Consider the following 17,494-nt stretch of genomic DNA (forward strand, 5'->3'; position numbering starts at 1 on the left):
TGAAGCACTAAAGTGGCACGGCCTGTATCCTCCACGTCAGACTGAATGATGGGTTGCCATCCCATTTCCGTGCTGAACGGATGTTATGATGAGGCCGTTACCCCCCGGAGTGCCGGGATATTCCATCCATAACGGAGGTTAAGACAGAGTGCCGACATTACGTTTCGACACCCGCCTCGGCCGCTGGTTACTGCTGGGCCTGATGCTTCTGGTCATGCCCGCGATGGCTCAGCAGCAGTCCTCACCCCAGGACACCCTTGCTTATGCGACCATGGCCGATCTGTTGGAAAATGAGCAGTCACGTGACGCCCTCATCGATCAGCTTCGCACTCTGGCGGCCGCCCAAGATGCTCCCCAGACGCTCGATATCGAAGGCGCAGTACCCGCCGAGCAGATCGCCGCCGAAGCCCCCAGCGGCCAACGTGCCGACCAGGTTTCCTTCCCCCGACGCTTGGCCGAAGCGACCAGCAACATCGCCGGCGATCTGGGCGGTCAATTCCTGGGGAGCATAAACGCGGCCAAGCGGTTATTCCTGGCCGCGAGTGACAGCTCGACGGCAGGCCCAGGCTTCGACACTGGCGCCTTTTTGAGTGCTGCATTCAATTTGGCTCTGGTCATCGCCGGCACCTTCTTACTGTTTTTTATTTTCCGCCGCCTGGCAGCGCCGCTGTTCGTCAAGCTTAACCACTGGTCCTTGCATGGCACTGGCAGAAGCTCCCTGCTGCGCATCAGCATTGCCGTGGTATTGGCCGCCATCACGGATGTGATGGCGGTAGTTCTCGCTTATGTCGGCGGAAATTTTCTGGCGACCTTCGCTGTCGGCGAAACCGGCAATATGGAGACGCGGCTCTCGCTGTTTCTCAATGCCTTTTTAATGATCGAGTTGTTCAAGACTGCCATGCGAATGCTGTTTTCCTCGCGGTATGAGGGGCTTCGCCTGTTACCTATCTCGGCTACGCAGGCGTCGTACTGCAACGGTTTCCTGGCGCGTCTTTCCAGCATTGTCGGCTATGGCATGCTGGTGGCGGCCCCCATCGTCAGCTTCAACCTTTCCCCTGCACTGGGCAAAGGCCTGGGCACGTTGATCATGCTGCTGGCGTTGATCTATGCCGCCACGGTCATCCTCGGCAATCGCCTCGCCCTGCGCAATATGCTTATGGCCCGCGCCGAACGGGCCGAAATGGGTGCCAGCCGCGTCGCGCTGCGCATGTTTGCCCGGGTCTGGCATATCCTGGCTCTGCTCTACGCCACAGTCGTCTTCGGTGTCACGGTGCTGCATCCCGAAACCGCTTTGCCCTACGTGATGCTGGCCACGCTCAAATCCATCGTCTATATCGGCCTCGGCCTGCTGATATCGGGCGTACTGAGCCAGCTGATCGGCCATCGCATTACACTCTCCGATGACATGCGTCGTCGCCTGCCGCTGCTTGAGAAGCGGCTCAACGCTTACATTCCCTCGTTTCTCAAGGTCATTCGCGTCATTATTCTGATACTGGTGGTCATGGCCGTGCTATCCGCCTGGGGCGCCTTCGACCTTGCGGCCTGGTATGCCTCCGAAGCTGGCGCTCACACCGTGGGCACAACGATCAATGTGCTGATCATCCTGGTGATAGCGGCCGCCGCCTGGATCGCTATCGCCAGCCTGATAGAGAATCGACTGAGCCCGGAAACCGGCACCGGCGAGCCCACCGCACGCGCCAAGACATTGTTGAGTCTGTTCCGTAATGCACTGGCCATCGCCCTGGTGACCATGACAGCCATGATCGTGCTTGCCGAGATCGGCATCAATATCGGGCCGTTGATCGCCGGTGCCGGGGTACTGGGCCTGGCCATCGGTTTCGGCTCCCAGAAACTGGTCCAGGATGTCATCACCGGCGTGTTCATCCAGCTCGAGAACGCCATGAATACCGGCGATGTCGTCAGTGCCGGGGGAGTGACCGGTACCGCCGAGCGCATCAGCATCCGCTCCGTCGGCATCCGCGACCTGTCGGGCACCTACCACATCGTACCGTTCTCTTCGGTCGATACGGTATCGAACTTCATGCGCGAGTTCGGCAATCATGTCGGTGAATACGGTATCGCCTATCGCGAGAACATCGATCACGCCATCGAGCACCTGCAGGCCGCCTTCGACGAGTTGCAGGCCAGCGAAGAGAATGGCCACAAGATCCTCGCCCCGCTTACCGTGGCCGGCGTCACCGCGCTGGCCGACAGCTCGGTCAATATCCGTGTCGTCATCAAGACCACCCCGGGCGACCAGTGGGGCGTGGGACGGGCCTATAATCGCCTGGTCAAGATGCACTTCGACGCAGCGGGCATCGAGATACCGTTCCCGCATACCACGCTGTACTTCGGCGAAAACAAGGATGGTAGCGCACCGCCCGCGCATCTGCGCTTGGCCGAAGAGCGCCGCCATGCGGTGGATACCCAACTCGACAGCCAGCACGCTGCGGACAGCGATACCTACCGAGTTGGCGACCCTTCTCACGATAAACCCGACAGCGACGACGTGAGCGATCCTCAAGAGCGCTAGAGCGTATCGCCAACCACAAGAAGGGCTACCGGCATGCCGGTAGCCCTTTTTTTACGTCTGCCTAACCCAATGACTGGGGGCGGGAGATGGTATGCCGGGCAACCAACCGGTCCCCCTCGCAGCCTCATCGCATCCGTCACCTTTAGGTTCTGCCCCGTGCCCAGCGATGGCATTCTTCAGACAGAACGTAATACTCGCGTAATGCATATGCATAAAAAAGGGCGTCCAATGACGCCCAGGAGAGCAAAGAGGAACAGCTTGAACTCAGCGGTTGTTGTCGCTGGGCTGGGGTAATGCAGGCAGCGACTTGTCCAGCAACTCCACGCTCTGTCGATAGTAGAGCTGGCTCTTGTTGTGCTCGCCGAGATTGGCATACAGCCGTGCCAGTTCGGCACATACCACACCGCTTGACCGCTGGCGCTGGCTGGCCTCGAAATACTCCTGTGCCTTGCCCCAATAGGCATTGCGCAGGGATAGACGGCCCAAGGTCAAGAGCAGATCCGGATCGTTGGGGCGCTCCTGCAGCCATTTCTCGGCATACGCCAGCTGACGTCCCGCATCGACATTGAGCAGCCCATAGCGCAACACCAGACGCGAGTCCCAGTGCTCCTTGAGCGAGTGACGCAGCAAGCGCTCGGCGATACCCTCCTCGCCACCCTTGACCAGGGCCTCGGCATACAGCACCACCAGCTCCACATCGTTGCGCAGATAGTCGGGCAGGTCGGCCCATAGGTTCCTGACACGCTCCACATCGTTCGGGTTCTGTACCGACTGCAGAATCAGCTCACGATAGGCGCGCTGCTCAAGCTCACGACGCTCTTCTGCCGCGATCAACTGATGCTTGTCGAGGCGCGGCATCAGACGCCGCAGCCCTTCCCAGTCGCTGACACTGATATAGGCCTGCTTGAGGAGCTTGAGCACCTGAGGATGCTCGGGTATCTGCTTCTCGAGCCGTGTCAGGATGGCCAATGCCTCCTCGTACTGCTGACGGTCGAGCAGCAGTTGCGCCTGGACCAGCCCAACGGCGGTATCGGCACCTTCGGTGCTGTGATGCGCCCGCTTGAGCAGCGTATCGGCCTGTTCATAACGCCCTTGGTAATGCGCCGCCAATGCCGCGGAAAGGTAGTTGACCAGCGGTGTGCTGGACTCGTCTGCCGACTTGGTCAACGCCTTCTCGGCACGCTTCCAGCGTCCTTCCGCCAGCGCCACCAGACCGTGCACGGTGCGCTTCATGGCGTTGCGGTTGCGGTTGCGACTGTTCCACACCTTGAGCCGGCTCACCGGACGGCGCAGACGATTCAACACTCGCAGCGCGAAATACAACACCAGGAAAGCGATCAGCAGCAAGATCAGCCCGAACCAGAAGGAGGTCTGGATCGAGGTGTCGCCGACCCTTACCAGCCAATAACCCGGCAATGACTGCATCAACTGGCCGAACAACGCACCTACGGCCAGCCCGATAATGATGAGCAGGATCAGTTTTCTCATGCGTTGTCGCCCCCGGTGTCATGGCGGTTTGCCATGAATTCGCGCAACGCCTGCAGCGAACCGCTGATATCCGGTAGCTCGGGCCGGATGGTCTTATCCATCAGGGCATTGAGCCGATCGAGCGTTTGCTGCACGCCATCGCTATCCGTGTCGTAATATCCCTTCACCAGGGTGACGGCCTTCTCCAGGCTGGCCTGGTAGAGCTCGGCATTGGCTTGGAGCAGAGCGATCTGCGCTTGCTCCAGCTGCAGCCGTACATTCTGGCGCAGATAGGATTCCTGTTCGGGGGTGATCAACGCTTCCAGCGCTTCATCGTGATGGCGTACCGTCACCAGCTCCTTGAGTTCACTGCCAAAACGCGACAGCTGTTGCTGCCAGGCGCCACTCACCGGCGAGGTATCGCCGCCTTCCGCCGCCACCGGCTGGACATCCTGGGCGAGAGGCAGCTGCGCCAGCTGTTCCTGCTGGGCCATCAGCGACAAGTACAGCCCGGTACGATCGACCTGAGGGACAGCGCCGAGTTTTCCCAGTTCCGACTGGATGGCACGCCGTACCGGCGTCAGCGCCGGGTTGTCGGCCGCGGCCAGACGCTTGTCGGCACTCTCCAGCAGCGCCTGGGCGCCCTTGACGTCACGTTCGAGCTGCAAGCGCTGGTTGGCCAGGCGCAACAGGTACTCGGCTTCGGCAAAGCGCCAGTCGCTGGCATCCGTCTCCTGCTGGCTGGCCAGCTGCTTGAGCACCTGATCCAACGTGTCGTTGACCTCCTGACGATACTCTTCGAACTCGTCATTCAGTGCCTGGATGGCCTGCTCGCGCTGTTCGTTTTGCTGTTGTTCGCGGCTGGCAAGCTGGCTTTCGAGCTGATTGATCGATTGCGCGTTCTGCTCCACCTGGGATAGCCGCGCCTGCTGCTGATTCAGTTTCTGCCAACCGAACCAGCCGGCAGCCGCCAGCGCAATCGCCAGAAGCACGAACAGGACGAGGGCCGCAGTCGCCAGCCCCCGTCCTCCCCCATTCCCAGAGGAGCTTCGAGCAGAAGATCCTGCCGTGCCGCCCGGCGGTGTATTTCCCGGGCCGCCGGGAGAGGATGTCTTGTGCCCCGAGGCGGTGTTGCCCGTCGACGGCGCGGAAGGCCTGGCATTTTCCGTCCCGGAGGTCGCGGTCGTGGGCTTGTCGGCATCAGTTCCTGCCGCCTTGTTCGAGGTTCCCGCAGGCTTGTCTGAAGACGCAGCTTTGTCCGCTGCCGTCTTGTCCGCTGCCGCCCTGGCCGCATCCGAGGTGGACGACGAACTTTTATCCGCTTTGCTCTGGGTATCCGGCCCCGCCTTGGTCCGGGCATCCGGCGTGGCCGAGGGCGTATGGCTGGCCGTATCGCGCTGGGCCGATGAGGTCGCTTGCGCTTCCTTGCGTGTTGGCTGCGAAGCCGACGTGGCCTCGCCCTCCGCGGAGGTCCGGCGCGTGCCGGATGAGTCCGCCGATTGCGCCTTCTGTCCGTCCCGATCGTGTTGTTGCTTGCTCATGTGTCGCTAGCCCTTTTCAAGATCATCTTGATCGACATCGGCGCCTGACGGGTCGCAGGCCTGCCGCACTGCCGCAGCCAGCGCGGCAGGCGTGGCATCGCGTGCCACATGCCGGCATGCGAACCCTAGTGTGTCAGCCAGTGTAGCTAAACGCCGACTGGAAACGATTAGCGGTTGGTTCAACGCCGCTTGGCCGCACCAGGCAGCCAGATGTTGCAGTATTTCTCCACTGGTCACGACCAGCGCCGTAAAATCTCCCGCGGCCAGTCTTGCCGCACCGGCGCTATCCGGCGCCTGCAGGACGCGTCGGTAAAGCGCCAGCTTCGTCAACCGCGCACCGCGCGCTGTCAGCGTCTCGGCCAGCAAGGGCCGCCCGCCCTCTCCCGCCGCCAGCATCACCCACTGCTCGTGCAGTGACTGCAGTTCAGGCAAGGTCAGCAAACCTTCGCTGGCCTCTCCGCTCCCCGCAGGCGGGGTGAGCACCTCCACATCGAGCTGCTGGTGCAGCATCTGCGCCGAGGTAGCGCCCACGCCGTAAAATCGCGGCCCCAGCGGCAGCTGGGGCCAGTAGTTCTCGATACGTTCCGTCAGCAGCTCGGCAGCCAGAGGGCTGCTGACGATCACATGCGTGAACTGATCGAGATCGAGCAGCGTCTGCCTCGCCAGGGGAGACTCCGGCAAAGGGTCGAGCGTCATCGCTGTCAGACGAGCCACCGCGTATCCCGCCTGCTCAAGCGCCGTGCACAACGGTGCAGCACGCGCCCCAGGGCGGGTAACGAGGATCGGCGGTCGTCGGGCCTTCATGCCTGGCCATACACCTGAGCCAGGATATCGCCGGCGCCTTGGTCAAGCAGTTCCTCGGCGACGCGAATGCCCAGCGCTTCGGGCTCCTCGGCGGCGCCACGACTCTCGGCGCGCAGCACCCGGGTACCCTCGGGGTCGCCGACCAAGGCGCGCAGCCAGATCGTCCGGCCGTCGTTCTCGAGTACGGCATAGCCACCGATCGGCACCTGACACCCGCCCTCGAGACGGGTGTTCATAGCCCGTTCGGCACGCACGCGCGTGGCCGTGGCCGCATCGTCCAGCGGCGCGAGCAGCTCGATCAGTTCAGCATTATCATGGCGGCACTCGATGCCCAACGCGCCCTGACCGCACGCCGGTAGACTGACTTCCGGCGGCAGTTCCATGGCAATACGCTCGTCCAGCGCGAGCCGCTGCAACCCGGATGTTGCCAGGATGATGGCATCGAAATCGCCTGCATCGAGCTTGGCCAGGCGCGTCTGCACGTTACCGCGTAAGCTCAGCACTTCGAGATCGGGGCGCGCCTCGCGCACCTGCAGGGCGCGACGCAGGCTGGAAGTGCCTACCCGCGCGCCCTCGGGAAGCGCATCCAGCGAGGCATAGTGATTGGAGACGAAAGCATCGGTGGGCGCGGCACTCTCGAGAATCACCGACAGCCCGAGTCCCTCCGGAAAGTGCATGGGTACATCCTTCATGGAATGCACCGCGATATCGGCGCGGCCATCGAGCATGGCCTCCTCGAGTTCCTTGACGAACAGCGCCTTGCCCCCGACCTTGGCCAGTGGCGTGTCGAGAATCTTGTCACCGCGAGTGGACAGGGCCACCAGTTCCACGTCAAGCCCGGGATGAAGGGCCATCAGGCGATCCTTGACATGCTCGGCCTGCCACAGGGCAAGCAGGCTTTTGCGGGTGGCAATGCGTAGGGTCTTGATGGCGGGCACGTCACACTCCCTAGAACAAAGGCGTCTCCCTTTCAGGGCGACGCGAAAACCGGGTTGACCGCGCAAGCGGCATATTCCTCCATCATAAAGCAGTCATCGACCAAGGAAAAATCGGCTGCACGCTTCGCCTCCCCACCCTCGCCAGCTACACGGACTCTGGTACACTTCCCATCACGACATCATATCGTCCTTTGCCGAACCGCAACGCAGGATTCCAAGCCCGATGACTCAACAGACCAACCAGTCCTGGGGAGGACGCTTCAGCGAGCCCACCGACGCCTTCGTGGCCGCTTTCACCGCCTCGGTGGGGTTCGACCAGCGTCTTGCCCAACACGATATCCGCGGCTCGATCGCTCATGCCACCATGCTGGCACGCATCGGCGTACTCAGCGAGGACGAACGCGACGCCATCGTGACCGGGCTCGACGAAATCGCGCAGGAAATCCAGCAAGGCCGCTTCTCCTGGTCGGTCGCACTCGAAGACGTGCACATGAACATCGAGGCCCGGCTGACCGAGAAGATCGGTATCACCGGCAAGAAGCTGCATACCGGGCGCTCGCGCAACGACCAGGTCGCCACCGACATCCGACTCTACTTACGCGACGAGATTGACTTCATCGCCGCCGAACTGGCCCGCCTGCGCGAAGGTCTGATCGCGTTAGCCGACCGTGAAGCCGACACCATCATGCCCGGCTTCACTCATCTGCAGACCGCGCAGCCGGTGACATTCGGCCACCATCTGCTCGCCTGGCAGGAGATGATTGCCCGCGACCACGAACGCCTGCTGGACTGTCGCAAGCGGGTCAATATTCTGCCGTTGGGGGCGGCCGCACTGGCCGGCACCACCTACCCCATCGACCGCCATGTCACCGCCGAGTTGCTGGGCTTCGAGCGCCCCGCCGAGAACTCGCTGGATGCGGTCAGCGATCGCGACTTCGCCATCGAATTCACCGCCTTCGCCAGCATCCTGCTGATGCACCTGTCGCGCATGAGCGAAGAGCTGGTATTGTGGACCAGTGCCCAGTTCGACTTCATCGATCTGCCCGACCGCTTCTGCACCGGCTCCTCGATCATGCCGCAGAAAAAGAACCCCGACGTGCCCGAGCTGGTACGCGGCAAGACCGGTCGCGTCTATGGTCACCTGATGGGGCTGTTGACGTTGATGAAGTCGCAGCCGCTGGCCTACAACAAGGACAATCAGGAGGACAAGGAGCCGCTGTTCGACAGCCTGGATACCGTCAAGGGCTGCCTGCGCGCCTTCGCCGACATGGTCCCGGCACTCGAGGCCAAGGCCGACAGCATGTATGAAGCGGCGCGGCGCGGTTTCTCTACCGCTACCGATCTGGCCGACTATCTGGTCCGCCGTGGCGTGGCCTTTCGCGATGCACACGAAATCGTCGGCCAGTCCGTGGCCTTCGGCATTCGCGAGAAGAAGGATCTCTCCGAGATGACCCTCGACGAGTTGCGTCAGTTTTCCACCCAGATCGAGGCCGATGTCTTCGCGGTTCTGACCCTGGAAGGTTCAGTGGCGGCGCGCAACCACATCGGCGGCACTGCGCCCGATCAGGTGCGTGCAGCCGCTCAGCGGGCGCGGGAGACGCTGAGCGCACTGCATGGAGCACAGCGCTCATGAGCCTGCCTCGCGTTGCGTGCAGCACCCTGGCCCTGCTGTTGCTGGCCTCGCTGGCCGGCTGCGGCCAGAAGGGACCGCTATACATGCCCGGCGATACTACCGCCGCGGAAAAATACGACCCCACCGGCACCTCACGTGCGCCTGACGGCGCCGAGGCGACCGAGGAGGCGGCGCCGACCGCAACTCAGGACAGCCACTGAATCATGGATCATTTCGATTACCGCAACGGCGTGCTGCATGCCGAAGACATAGCGCTCGACACACTGGCCGAACGCTTCGGCACTCCGTGCTATGTCTACTCCAAGGCGACATTTACCCGACATTTCCGGGCATACACCGAAGCCCTGGGCAGTCATCCGCACCTGATCTGCTATGCGGTCAAGGCCAATTCCAACCTGGCCGTGCTCAACCTGCTGGCGCGCCTGGGCGCGGGTTTCGATATCGTCTCCCGCGGCGAGCTGGAACGGGTCCTGACCGCTGGCGGCAATCCCGCCAAGGTAGTGTTCTCGGGCGTCGCCAAGCAGGCCGACGAAATGGCCCGGGCGCTGGAGGTCGGCATCAAGTGCTTTAATGTCGAATCGCTGCCCGAACTCGAGCGCCTCGACCGGGTCGCCGGTGAGCGCAACCAGGTCGCGCCGGTTTCGTTGCGCGTCAACCCCGATGTCGATGCCAAGACGCATCCCTACATTTCCACTGGGCTCAAGGCCAACAAGTTCGGCATTCCCGTCGATGCGGCGCTGGACGTCTACGAACGTGCCGCACAAATGGCCCATGTGCGCGTGGTCGGCCTCGACTGTCACATCGGCTCGCAGCTCACCGAACTCGCACCGTTTCTCGATGCTCTCGAGCGTCTGCTGGCACTGCTCGACCGGCTCAAGACGCGCGGCATCGAGGTCGAGCACCTCGATCTCGGCGGCGGCCTCGGCGTGCCTTACCGCGACGAGCATCCCCCCGCCCCCTTCGATTATGCCTCGGCACTGCTCGAACGGCTGGAAGGCCGCAACCTGACCCTGCTGTTCGAGCCGGGTCGTTCGATCGCCGCCAATGCCGGCATCCTGCTGACCCGTGTCGAATATCTCAAGCCCGGAGAAACCAAGAACTTCGCCGTGGTCGACGCGGGCATGAACGACCTGATCCGCCCCTCGCTGTATCAGGCCTGGCAGCGTATCCTGCCGGTCGATACCCGCGCACCGCGTGACACCGCCGTCTACGATGTGGTCGGTCCGGTGTGCGAAACCGGCGACTTCCTGGGCAAGGATCGCGAACTGGCCATCGCCCCGGATGATCTACTCGCCGTGCGTTCGGCAGGCGCCTATGGTTTCGTGATGGCCTCCAATTACAACAGCCGCGTCCGCCCGGCGGAGGTCATGGTCGACGGCGCCGAGATGCACCTGGTGCGCCGCCGCGAGCGCCTCGAGGATCTCTGGGCTGGCGAGGCGCTGCTGCCCGAAGCGGACAACAGCGCGGGGAAGGCGTGATGCTGCTGCACTTCGCCAAGATGCACGGGCTGGGCAACGACTTCATGGTGGTCGATCTGATCACCCAGCGCGCCCGCCTGGACAAGGAGCAGATCCGCGAGTTGGCCGACCGCCACTTCGGAATCGGCTTCGATCAGTTACTGCTGGTCGAACCGCCCCACGACCCCGACATGGACTTTCGCTACCGGATCTTCAATGCCGACGGCAGCGAGGTGGAAAACTGCGGCAATGGCGCGCGCTGCTTCGCGCGTTTCGTACGCGACCAGCGCCTGACGCACAAACGCGAGATTCATGTCGAGACGCTGGGCGGCCCGCTGACGCTACGGGTCGAAAACGATGGCCGGGTACGGGTCGACATGGGAGCGCCGCGCTTTGCCCCGCGAGCATTGCCGTTCGAGGCGGATCAGGACCTGCCGGCACACTGGCTGGAGGTCGACGGCGACAGCGTCGAGATCGGCGTGGTGTCAATGGGCAACCCTCACGCGGTTCTGCTGGTCGAGGATGTCGACAGTGCTCCAGTGGCTCGCCTGGGCCCCAAAATAGAGGCCCACCCGCGCTTCCCGCGCAAGGTCAATGTCGGCTTCTTACAAGTGGTCTCGCCCCATGAGGCGCGTCTGCGCGTATACGAGCGTGGCGCGGGAGAAACCCTGGCCTGTGGCACCGGTGCCTGCGCCGCCGCGGCGAGCGGTATACGTCGCGGCCTGCTTGAAAGCCCGGTGGATATTCATCTGCCCGGCGGGTGCCTGACGCTGGAATGGGCCGGTGGCGACGCACCATTGATGATGATCGGCCCGGTCGCCAAGGTCTTTGATGGCCGAGTGGCCGTGCCATAACTGGACGGCGACTGGCACGCTTATTCATGCCATAACCTGCTCGCGTTCGTCACGCAGGAAAGTGCGGCCGGGACAGGCTTACTGCAGTCAAGGTGACGAGAGGAATATCGCATGTCACGCGCCCAAGCCCCTGAGCCGCGTCAGACACTCGATCCGGAGAGGGTTGCCCACTGGTTGGCACGCCATCCCGATTTCTTTGTCGGACGCGAGGGGCTACTACAGCAACTCAAGGTGCCTCACCCCGAAGCCAGGGGGTCGATCTCGCTGCTTGAGCGCCTAGTGCACGATTTGCGCAACCGTGCCGAGGATGCCGAGTGGCGCCTGGATCACCTGCTGGACTCGGCCCGTCATAATGAGGCCCAGTATCGGCGCACCCGCGAGATGGTGCTGGCCCTGCTCGAGGCCGAAGACAGCGACGCTCTGGGCCAAGCGTTGGCCACCCAGCTCGCCGAGCGCTTTCGCACCCCGGCCGTGGCCTTGTGGACGTATGGCCCGGTCAGCTACGCCGACCCGCCCAAGGCGACCTTTCAGCCGCCGCGCCTGGCCCTGCAGGACAACGTCACGACACGTCTTGAGACACTGCTCGATGGGCGTGCCAGCCGCTGCGCCCGCCTGTCGCGCGAGGATTGGCTGTTGCTGTTGCCGCATGTCGAGCCCCCCGAGCAGGCCGGCTCCTGCGCCGTGACGCGCCTGACGCAGGGGCAACCCCTGGGCTATCTGCTGCTCGCCAGTCACGACAGTGAGTATTTTCGTGCCACCCTCGACACGCTGTTCACCACCTATCTCGGCGAAGTCATCAGCCGCCTGTTAACTCGCTTCGAAGACGCCCATGCATCGCGTTGTTGAAGAGTTCCTGAGCCAGTTGGCAAAGCGTGCCAGTCCGGCGACACTCGACGCCTATCGCCGCGATCTCGCCGCGCTGATGCGGTTTCTCGACAAGGCCGAGATTACCGACTGGCAGCAACTGGATGTGGCCCTGCTGCGGCGCTTTCTCGCCGCTGAGCGCATCCGCGGCCTGGCGCCGCGCAGCCTGGCAAGGCGCCGCGCGGCGCTGTCACGTTTTGCCGACCACCTCGTCGCCCATGGTCATCTGAGCCATAACCCGGTCACGCTGACCCAGGCCCCGCGTCAGCCGCGCCATCTCCCACGCCCCGTGGATGTCGATCTGCTCGGGCAGTTTCTCGATACCCCGCATGATGGTTCGCCACTGGCGCTGCGCGACCAGGCCATGCTGGAGCTGCTCTATTCGTGCGGATTGCGCCTGGCGGAACTCGCCGCCCTGAATCTGGATAGCCTTGATGCCCGCCGTGTGCGCGTGCTGGGCAAGGGCGGCAAGCCCCGCCAGGTTCCGGTCGGCAAGCGCGCCCGCCATGCCGTCGAAGCCTGGCTACCGGCACGCGCCATGCTGACGCCCCATCAGGAGCCGGCGCTGTTCGTCAGCCGCCGGGGCACCCGTCTCGGGCACCGAGGCATCCAGTTGCGGCTGGTCAAGGTCGCTCGCGAGCGCGGCCTGCCGGAGCATCTGCACCCTCACCGTCTGCGTCACTCCTTCGCCAGCCACCTGCTCGAGTCCAGCCAGGATCTGCGTGCCGTTCAGGAACTGCTCGGTCACGCCAATCTGTCGACGACCCAGGTCTATACACGCCTCGACTGGCAGCACCTGGCCCAGGCTTACGATGCCGCTCATCCGCGGGCGCGCCGACGAGACTGAACAAGCTTCCGTCAAAATCGCTCTTGTGGGTCTCCCTGCGCGCCAGGAAAGGAAAGGCTCAGTGTAATCACTGCCTGGCACTGCGACTGCTCAGTTGAATTTTCAAGTTATGTCTGTAATTCTGGACATATGGACAATAAAGCGACTATCGACGTGTTCGCTGCGCTTTCCCAGCCGACCCGCCTGGAAACCTTCCGGTTGCTGGTACGCCACGAGCCGGATGGGCTGCCTGCGGGCGAGATCGCCCGCCTGCTGGATGTGCCCCACAACACGCTCTCGACGCACCTGGGCGTCTTGTCGCGGGCCGGCCTGGTCGTCTCGCGTCGGCACAGCCGCTCGATGATTTACCGTGCCAACCTGGAGCGCATGGGAGAGACGCTAAGCTTTCTGGTGCGCGATTGTTGCGCGGGACACCCCGAACTGTGCGAGCCCCTGCTACGCGAACTCCAACCCTGCTGCCCAACTGATGAGAGAGCCTCCCGCATGATTAGCGTGATCTATCACAATCCGGATTGCGGCACGTCCCGCAACACCCTGGCGATGATGCGCCAGTCCGGGGAAGAGCCGCATGTCATCGAGTATCTGAAGACGCCGCCCACCCGGCAAAAGCTGATCGAGTTGCTGACGGCCATGGCCATGACGCCCCGGGAGCTGTTACGCCGCAAGGGTACGCCCTACGACGAGCTGGGCCTGGACGACCCCACGCTCAGCGACGATCGGCTGATCGATGCCATGTTGTCTCATCCCATCCTGATCAATCGCCCCATCGTGGTGACCGAACAGGGCACACGGCTATGCCGGCCCTCCGAGACGGTGCTATCCCTGCTGCCCAGTCCAGTGAGCGAATTCACCAAGGAAGATGGCGAACGGGTGGGTAGCCAGGGAGACGCTTCGTGAGCCTGGATCAATTGCCCAATATCGACCCCGAGTGTTTGTATTCCATCGACGTCGACGCGCTGGCCGGCCCCGACCAGCCCCGCCATCCGCCACGCATCCTGGTGTTGTACGGTTCGCTGCGCGAGCGCTCCTACTCGCGGCTGGTGGCGGAGGAAGCCGGCCGCCTGCTGCGCTGGTACGGTTGCGAGGTGCGCACGTTCGCCCCCTCCGGAATGCCGCTGCCGGACGATGCCGAGGCCAGTCACCCCAAGGTGCAGGAACTGCGCGAACTGGCCGAGTGGAGCGAGGGGATGGTATGGGTCAGTCCCGAACGACACGGCGCCATGACCGCCATCATGAAAGCCCAGATCGACTGGATTCCTCTGGCGCTGGGCGGCGTGCGCCCTACCCAGGGCAAGACGCTGGCCGTCATGCAGGTGTCCGGCGGCAGTCAGAGCTTCAATGCCGTCAATCAGCTGCGCATTCTCGGGCGCTGGATGCGCATGCTGACCATCCCCAACCAGTCCTCGGTGCCCAGGGCCTTCAACGAATTCGATGACGCCGGGCGGATGCGGCCCTCGCCGCTCTACCTGCGCATCGTCGATGTCTGCGAGGAGCTGGTGAAGTTCACTTGGCTGACACGGGGCCGCTCGGCGTATCTGACCGATCGCTATTCGGAGCGGGTCGAGAGCGCCGAAGCCGTTTCCCGGCGAGTCAATCAGCAAACCCATTAAGGAACTGTTGCATGCTGGCCTTTGCAATCTTTCTGGTCACGCTGGTGCTGGTCATCTGGCAGCCCAAGGGGCTGGGCATCGGCTGGAGCGCCCTGGGCGGTGCCGCCGTGGCCCTGGCGACCGGCGTCGTCGATTGGCATGACGTCAGCGTCGTCTGGCATATCGTCTGGGACGCCACCTTCACCTTCGTGGCGCTGATCATCATCTCGTTGATCCTCGATGAGGCCGGCTTCTTCGCCTGGGCCGCCCTGCATATCGCCCGCTGGGGCAACGGCCGGGGGCGGGTGCTGTTCCCGCTGATCGTGGTGCTGGGAGCGCTGATCGCCGCGGTGTTCGCCAACGACGGCGCGGCGCTGCTGCTGACGCCGATCGTGGTGGCGATTCTCGCCCGGCTGGAGTTCAGCCCCGCGGCGGCGCTGGCCTTCATCATCGCCACGGGATTCGTGGCCGACTCGACCAGCCTGCCGCTGGTCATCTCGAACCTGGTCAATATCGTCAGCGCCAACTACTTCGATATCGGCTTCGATCGTTACGCTCAGGTGATGGTGCCGGTCGACCTGGTATCGCTAGCCGCCACGCTACTGGTTCTGGGTGTGTACTTTCGCAAGCAGATACCGCCGCGCTACGAGGTCGAACGCCTGGAAGCGCCGGCGACGGCGATTCGCGATCATCAGGTCTTTCGCGCGGCCTTTCCGCTGTTGATCGTGCTGCTGGTCGCCCTGTTCCTGACCGCCCGGTGGCAGGTTCCCTTCGCGCTCATCATGGGCACGGCGGCCCTCACACTGATGGCCATCGCCGGACGCTGGTTCTCGCCGGGGCATGTGCACGTCGTCTCGCTTCAAAAAGTACTGAGCAACGCGCCCTGGCAGATCGTGCTGTTTTCCGTGGGCATGTACCTGGTGGTATATGGATTGGGCAACGCCTGGCTCACGGCATGGGCGGCGGACGTGCTGGTGTGGCTGAGCCGACAGGGAGATTTCGTGGCAACCCTCGGCACGGGCTTTGCCTCCGCCATCCTGGCCTCGCTGATGAACAACATGCCGTCGACCCTGGTCGGCGCCCTGGCCATCGACCAGGCGCAGGTGTCGAGTCAGACCCAGCAGTTGATGATCTACGCCAATGTCATCGGCAACGATCTGGGCCCCAAGTTCACGCCCATCGGCAGCCTCGCCACGCTGCTCTGGCTGCACGTGCTGGCCGGCAAGGGCTACCGCATCAGCTGGGGGCAGTACATGAAAGTCGGGCTGGTGATTACCCCCCCGGTGCTGCTGGCCACGCTGGTTGCGCTCGCGCTCTGGCTACCGGCGATATCATCGCCCGCTACCTCCTCACAATGACTTGCCCGACGAGTGCTTGGCATAGCGGCCTATGGCAAGCTTCATACCTTAGCGCAATGAATGACAACGGCCTTCCGGAGCGCCCATGAACGCGACGACACGCTACGCCCGCATCGAGGCGCTGACCTTCGATCTCGACGACACCTTATGGGATAACCGCCCGGTACTCGAACGCGCCGAAAGCGAGCATTACGCCTGGCTGGGCGAGGCACTGGCCGCACTGCCCGACGTCGGCAAACTGCGCTACCTCGAGTGCTTCCCACTGGCGGCCTACCAGCGTCGGCGCGGCGAAGTCGCGACCCGCCATCCGTTGCGGCGTGGCGATTACACCTGGATTCGCGAGCGTGCCATGGCCGAGCTTATCGAGGAGTTCGGGCTGCCTCGGAGTACCGCAAGGTTGTGGGCCGCCGCCGCCGTGGAGCGCTTTCTCGATCTGCGCCACGAACTCGACACCCACCCCGAGGTCGCCGAGATGCTGGCGTCTTTTCGGGGCCGTTATCGACTGGCGGCGATTACCAACGGCAATGCCAACCTCAAGCGACTCGCCCTAGCCGGGCATTTCCCCGTGATGGTGGCGGCCGGCGAGTTGCGGGCGCCCAAGCCGGACGCCCGGCCTTTTCTCGCCGCTCTGGCGCGCCTGGGTACCCCCGCATCGCATGCCATGCACGTTGGCGACTCCTGGCGCGAGGATGTACTGCCCGCCCAGCGCCTGGGCATGCAGGCCGCGTGGATCGATGTGCATGGTGCGGACGATCGCCCGCTGCCGCCTGGCGTTCATCGCCTGAGTCATATTCGCGAGCTGCCGGCGCTACTCGAGGCGCTGCAGGCGTCTCCCTAGGCGCGGAGACTCGGCGCCGGCACAGCTGGGGAAGGCAGGGTCAGGGAGCCTCGGGGGACTGCGTCTCACCGAGCCACCCATCCAGCTTGGCCGCGACCTCTTCCACGCCCTGGCGCTTGAGAGAGGAGAACAGTTGAATGCTGACCAGATCCTCCCATTCGGCGAGCTGGCGACGCACCTTCAGTAAGGTTGCCTTGGCCGGCCCCTGCTTGAGCTTGTCCGCCTTCGTCAGCAGGATATGCACCGGCATGTCCTGCTCATCTGCCCAACCCAGCATCATCTGATCGAACTCACTGAGTGGATGGCGAACATCCATGACCAGCACCATGCCTCTGAGCGCCTGGCGACGTTGCAGATATTCGGCCAGGTGCTGCTGCCACTCGCGCTTGACCTTCTCGGGGACCTTGGCGAAGCCATATCCCGGCAGGTCGACCAGACGCCGCTGCTCATCGCTGCCCAACGCGAAGAAATTGATCAATTGGGTACGGCCGGGCGTCTTGGAGGTGCGCGCCAGAGCGTTTTGGCACGTCAGGGTATTGATAGCGCTTGACTTGCCGGCGTTGGAGCGCCCGGCGAAGGCGACCTCGGCGCCACTGTCGGGGGGGCATTGGGCCAGGCCGGGCGCACTGGTCAGAAAACGGGCGGTCTGGTAATTCAGGCGGACAACATCGCGCATGTTTTTGATTCGGCTCAAACTTACATGAAAAAAGGGTCACTTCACGACGTTTCGCCACGTTCAAGTCACCGGGGGCTTCCGGTATACTGCCATGG

General features: G+C 63.5%; 15 protein-coding genes and 1 pseudogene. 11 read left to right on the forward strand and 5 right to left on the reverse strand.

Translation table 11 applies throughout. The features are described 5' to 3' along the window. The first annotated feature begins 148 nt into the window (after window positions 1-148). Complete coding sequence (gene ybiO, locus ACW4DH_RS03595; protein WP_459634994.1) at window positions 149-2,533, forward strand: mechanosensitive channel protein; 2,385 nt, start codon at window positions 149-151, stop codon at window positions 2,531-2,533. A 264-nt stretch (window positions 2,534-2,797) separates the two neighbouring features. On the opposite strand, the gene ACW4DH_RS03600 is transcribed toward ybiO, so the two are convergent. Genes ACW4DH_RS03600 through hemC form a run of 4 tightly spaced genes read right to left on the reverse strand, consistent with a single transcriptional unit; the run spans window position 2,798 to window position 7,283 of the window. Beyond that, window positions 2,798-4,021, reverse strand: coding sequence for a heme biosynthesis HemY N-terminal domain-containing protein (locus ACW4DH_RS03600; RefSeq protein ID WP_459634995.1), 1,224 nt, complete (start codon window positions 4,019-4,021; stop codon window positions 2,798-2,800). Further along, a complete protein-coding gene (locus ACW4DH_RS03605) occupies window positions 4,018-5,541 on the reverse strand; it encodes a uroporphyrinogen-III C-methyltransferase (RefSeq protein WP_459634996.1) in 1,524 nt (507 codons plus the stop codon). Before ACW4DH_RS03605 ends, ACW4DH_RS03600 begins: the two co-directional genes overlap by 4 nt. A 6-nt stretch (window positions 5,542-5,547) precedes the next feature. Beyond that, window positions 5,548-6,345, reverse strand: coding sequence for a uroporphyrinogen-III synthase (locus tag ACW4DH_RS03610; protein WP_459634997.1), 798 nt, complete (start codon window positions 6,343-6,345; stop codon window positions 5,548-5,550). Then, window positions 6,342-7,283 carry a hydroxymethylbilane synthase gene (hemC, locus tag ACW4DH_RS03615; protein ID WP_459634998.1) on the reverse strand — a complete coding sequence of 314 codons (942 nt, stop codon included), beginning with the start codon at window positions 7,281-7,283 and terminating at the stop codon, window positions 6,342-6,344. Before hemC ends, ACW4DH_RS03610 begins: the two co-directional genes overlap by 4 nt. A gap of 223 nt (window positions 7,284-7,506) precedes the next feature. On the opposite strand from hemC, the gene argH reads away from it, so the two are divergent. From argH to ACW4DH_RS03665, 10 genes and pseudogenes are all read left to right on the forward strand, one after another. Continuing rightward, complete coding sequence (argH, locus tag ACW4DH_RS03620) at window positions 7,507-8,916, forward strand: argininosuccinate lyase (RefSeq protein WP_459634999.1); 1,410 nt, start codon at window positions 7,507-7,509, stop codon at window positions 8,914-8,916. Continuing rightward, window positions 8,913-9,029, forward strand: a pseudogene (lptM, locus tag ACW4DH_RS03625) (LPS translocon maturation chaperone LptM); the annotation flags it as partial. The gene argH and the pseudogene lptM, both read left to right, overlap by 4 nt. Window positions 9,030-9,119: 90 nt before the next feature. After that, complete coding sequence (gene lysA, locus ACW4DH_RS03630) at window positions 9,120-10,394, forward strand: diaminopimelate decarboxylase (RefSeq protein ID WP_459635000.1); 1,275 nt, start codon at window positions 9,120-9,122, stop codon at window positions 10,392-10,394. Continuing rightward, on the forward strand, window positions 10,394-11,227 hold the full coding sequence (gene dapF, locus ACW4DH_RS03635; protein WP_459635001.1) for a diaminopimelate epimerase: 834 nt from the start codon (window positions 10,394-10,396) through the stop codon (window positions 11,225-11,227). Before lysA ends, dapF begins: the two co-directional genes overlap by 1 nt. Window positions 11,228-11,338: 111 nt before the next feature. Beyond that, window positions 11,339-12,073 carry a DUF484 family protein gene (locus ACW4DH_RS03640; protein WP_459635002.1) on the forward strand — a complete coding sequence of 245 codons (735 nt, stop codon included), beginning with the start codon at window positions 11,339-11,341 and terminating at the stop codon, window positions 12,071-12,073. Continuing rightward, window positions 12,057-12,938, forward strand: coding sequence for a tyrosine recombinase XerC (locus ACW4DH_RS03645; RefSeq protein WP_459635003.1), 882 nt, complete (start codon window positions 12,057-12,059; stop codon window positions 12,936-12,938). The genes ACW4DH_RS03640 and ACW4DH_RS03645 overlap by 17 nt, the downstream gene beginning before the upstream one ends. Before the next feature lie 129 nt (window positions 12,939-13,067). Then, window positions 13,068-13,835, forward strand: coding sequence for an arsenate reductase (glutaredoxin) (arsC, locus tag ACW4DH_RS03650; RefSeq protein WP_459635004.1), 768 nt, complete (start codon window positions 13,068-13,070; stop codon window positions 13,833-13,835). Beyond that, entirely contained in the window at window positions 13,832-14,548 is a 717-nt protein-coding gene (gene arsH / locus ACW4DH_RS03655) for an arsenical resistance protein ArsH (protein ID WP_459635005.1), read from the forward strand. Before arsC ends, arsH begins: the two co-directional genes overlap by 4 nt. Window positions 14,549-14,559: 11 nt before the next feature. Then, entirely contained in the window at window positions 14,560-15,885 is a 1,326-nt protein-coding gene (locus ACW4DH_RS03660; protein ID WP_459635006.1) for an arsenic transporter, read from the forward strand. 85 nt (window positions 15,886-15,970) lie between these two features. Next, the gene (locus tag ACW4DH_RS03665) at window positions 15,971-16,723 is read left to right on the forward strand and encodes an HAD family hydrolase (protein WP_459635007.1); all 753 of its coding nucleotides are present in this window, start codon (window positions 15,971-15,973) and stop codon (window positions 16,721-16,723) included. A 40-nt stretch (window positions 16,724-16,763) separates the two neighbouring features. On the opposite strand, the gene yihA is transcribed toward ACW4DH_RS03665, so the two are convergent. Next, the gene (yihA, locus tag ACW4DH_RS03670; RefSeq protein WP_459635008.1) at window positions 16,764-17,399 is read right to left on the reverse strand and encodes a ribosome biogenesis GTP-binding protein YihA/YsxC; all 636 of its coding nucleotides are present in this window, start codon (window positions 17,397-17,399) and stop codon (window positions 16,764-16,766) included. Window positions 17,400-17,494: the final 95 nt, after the last annotated feature.

Source organism: Halomonas sp. WWR20 (assembly GCF_054602495.1).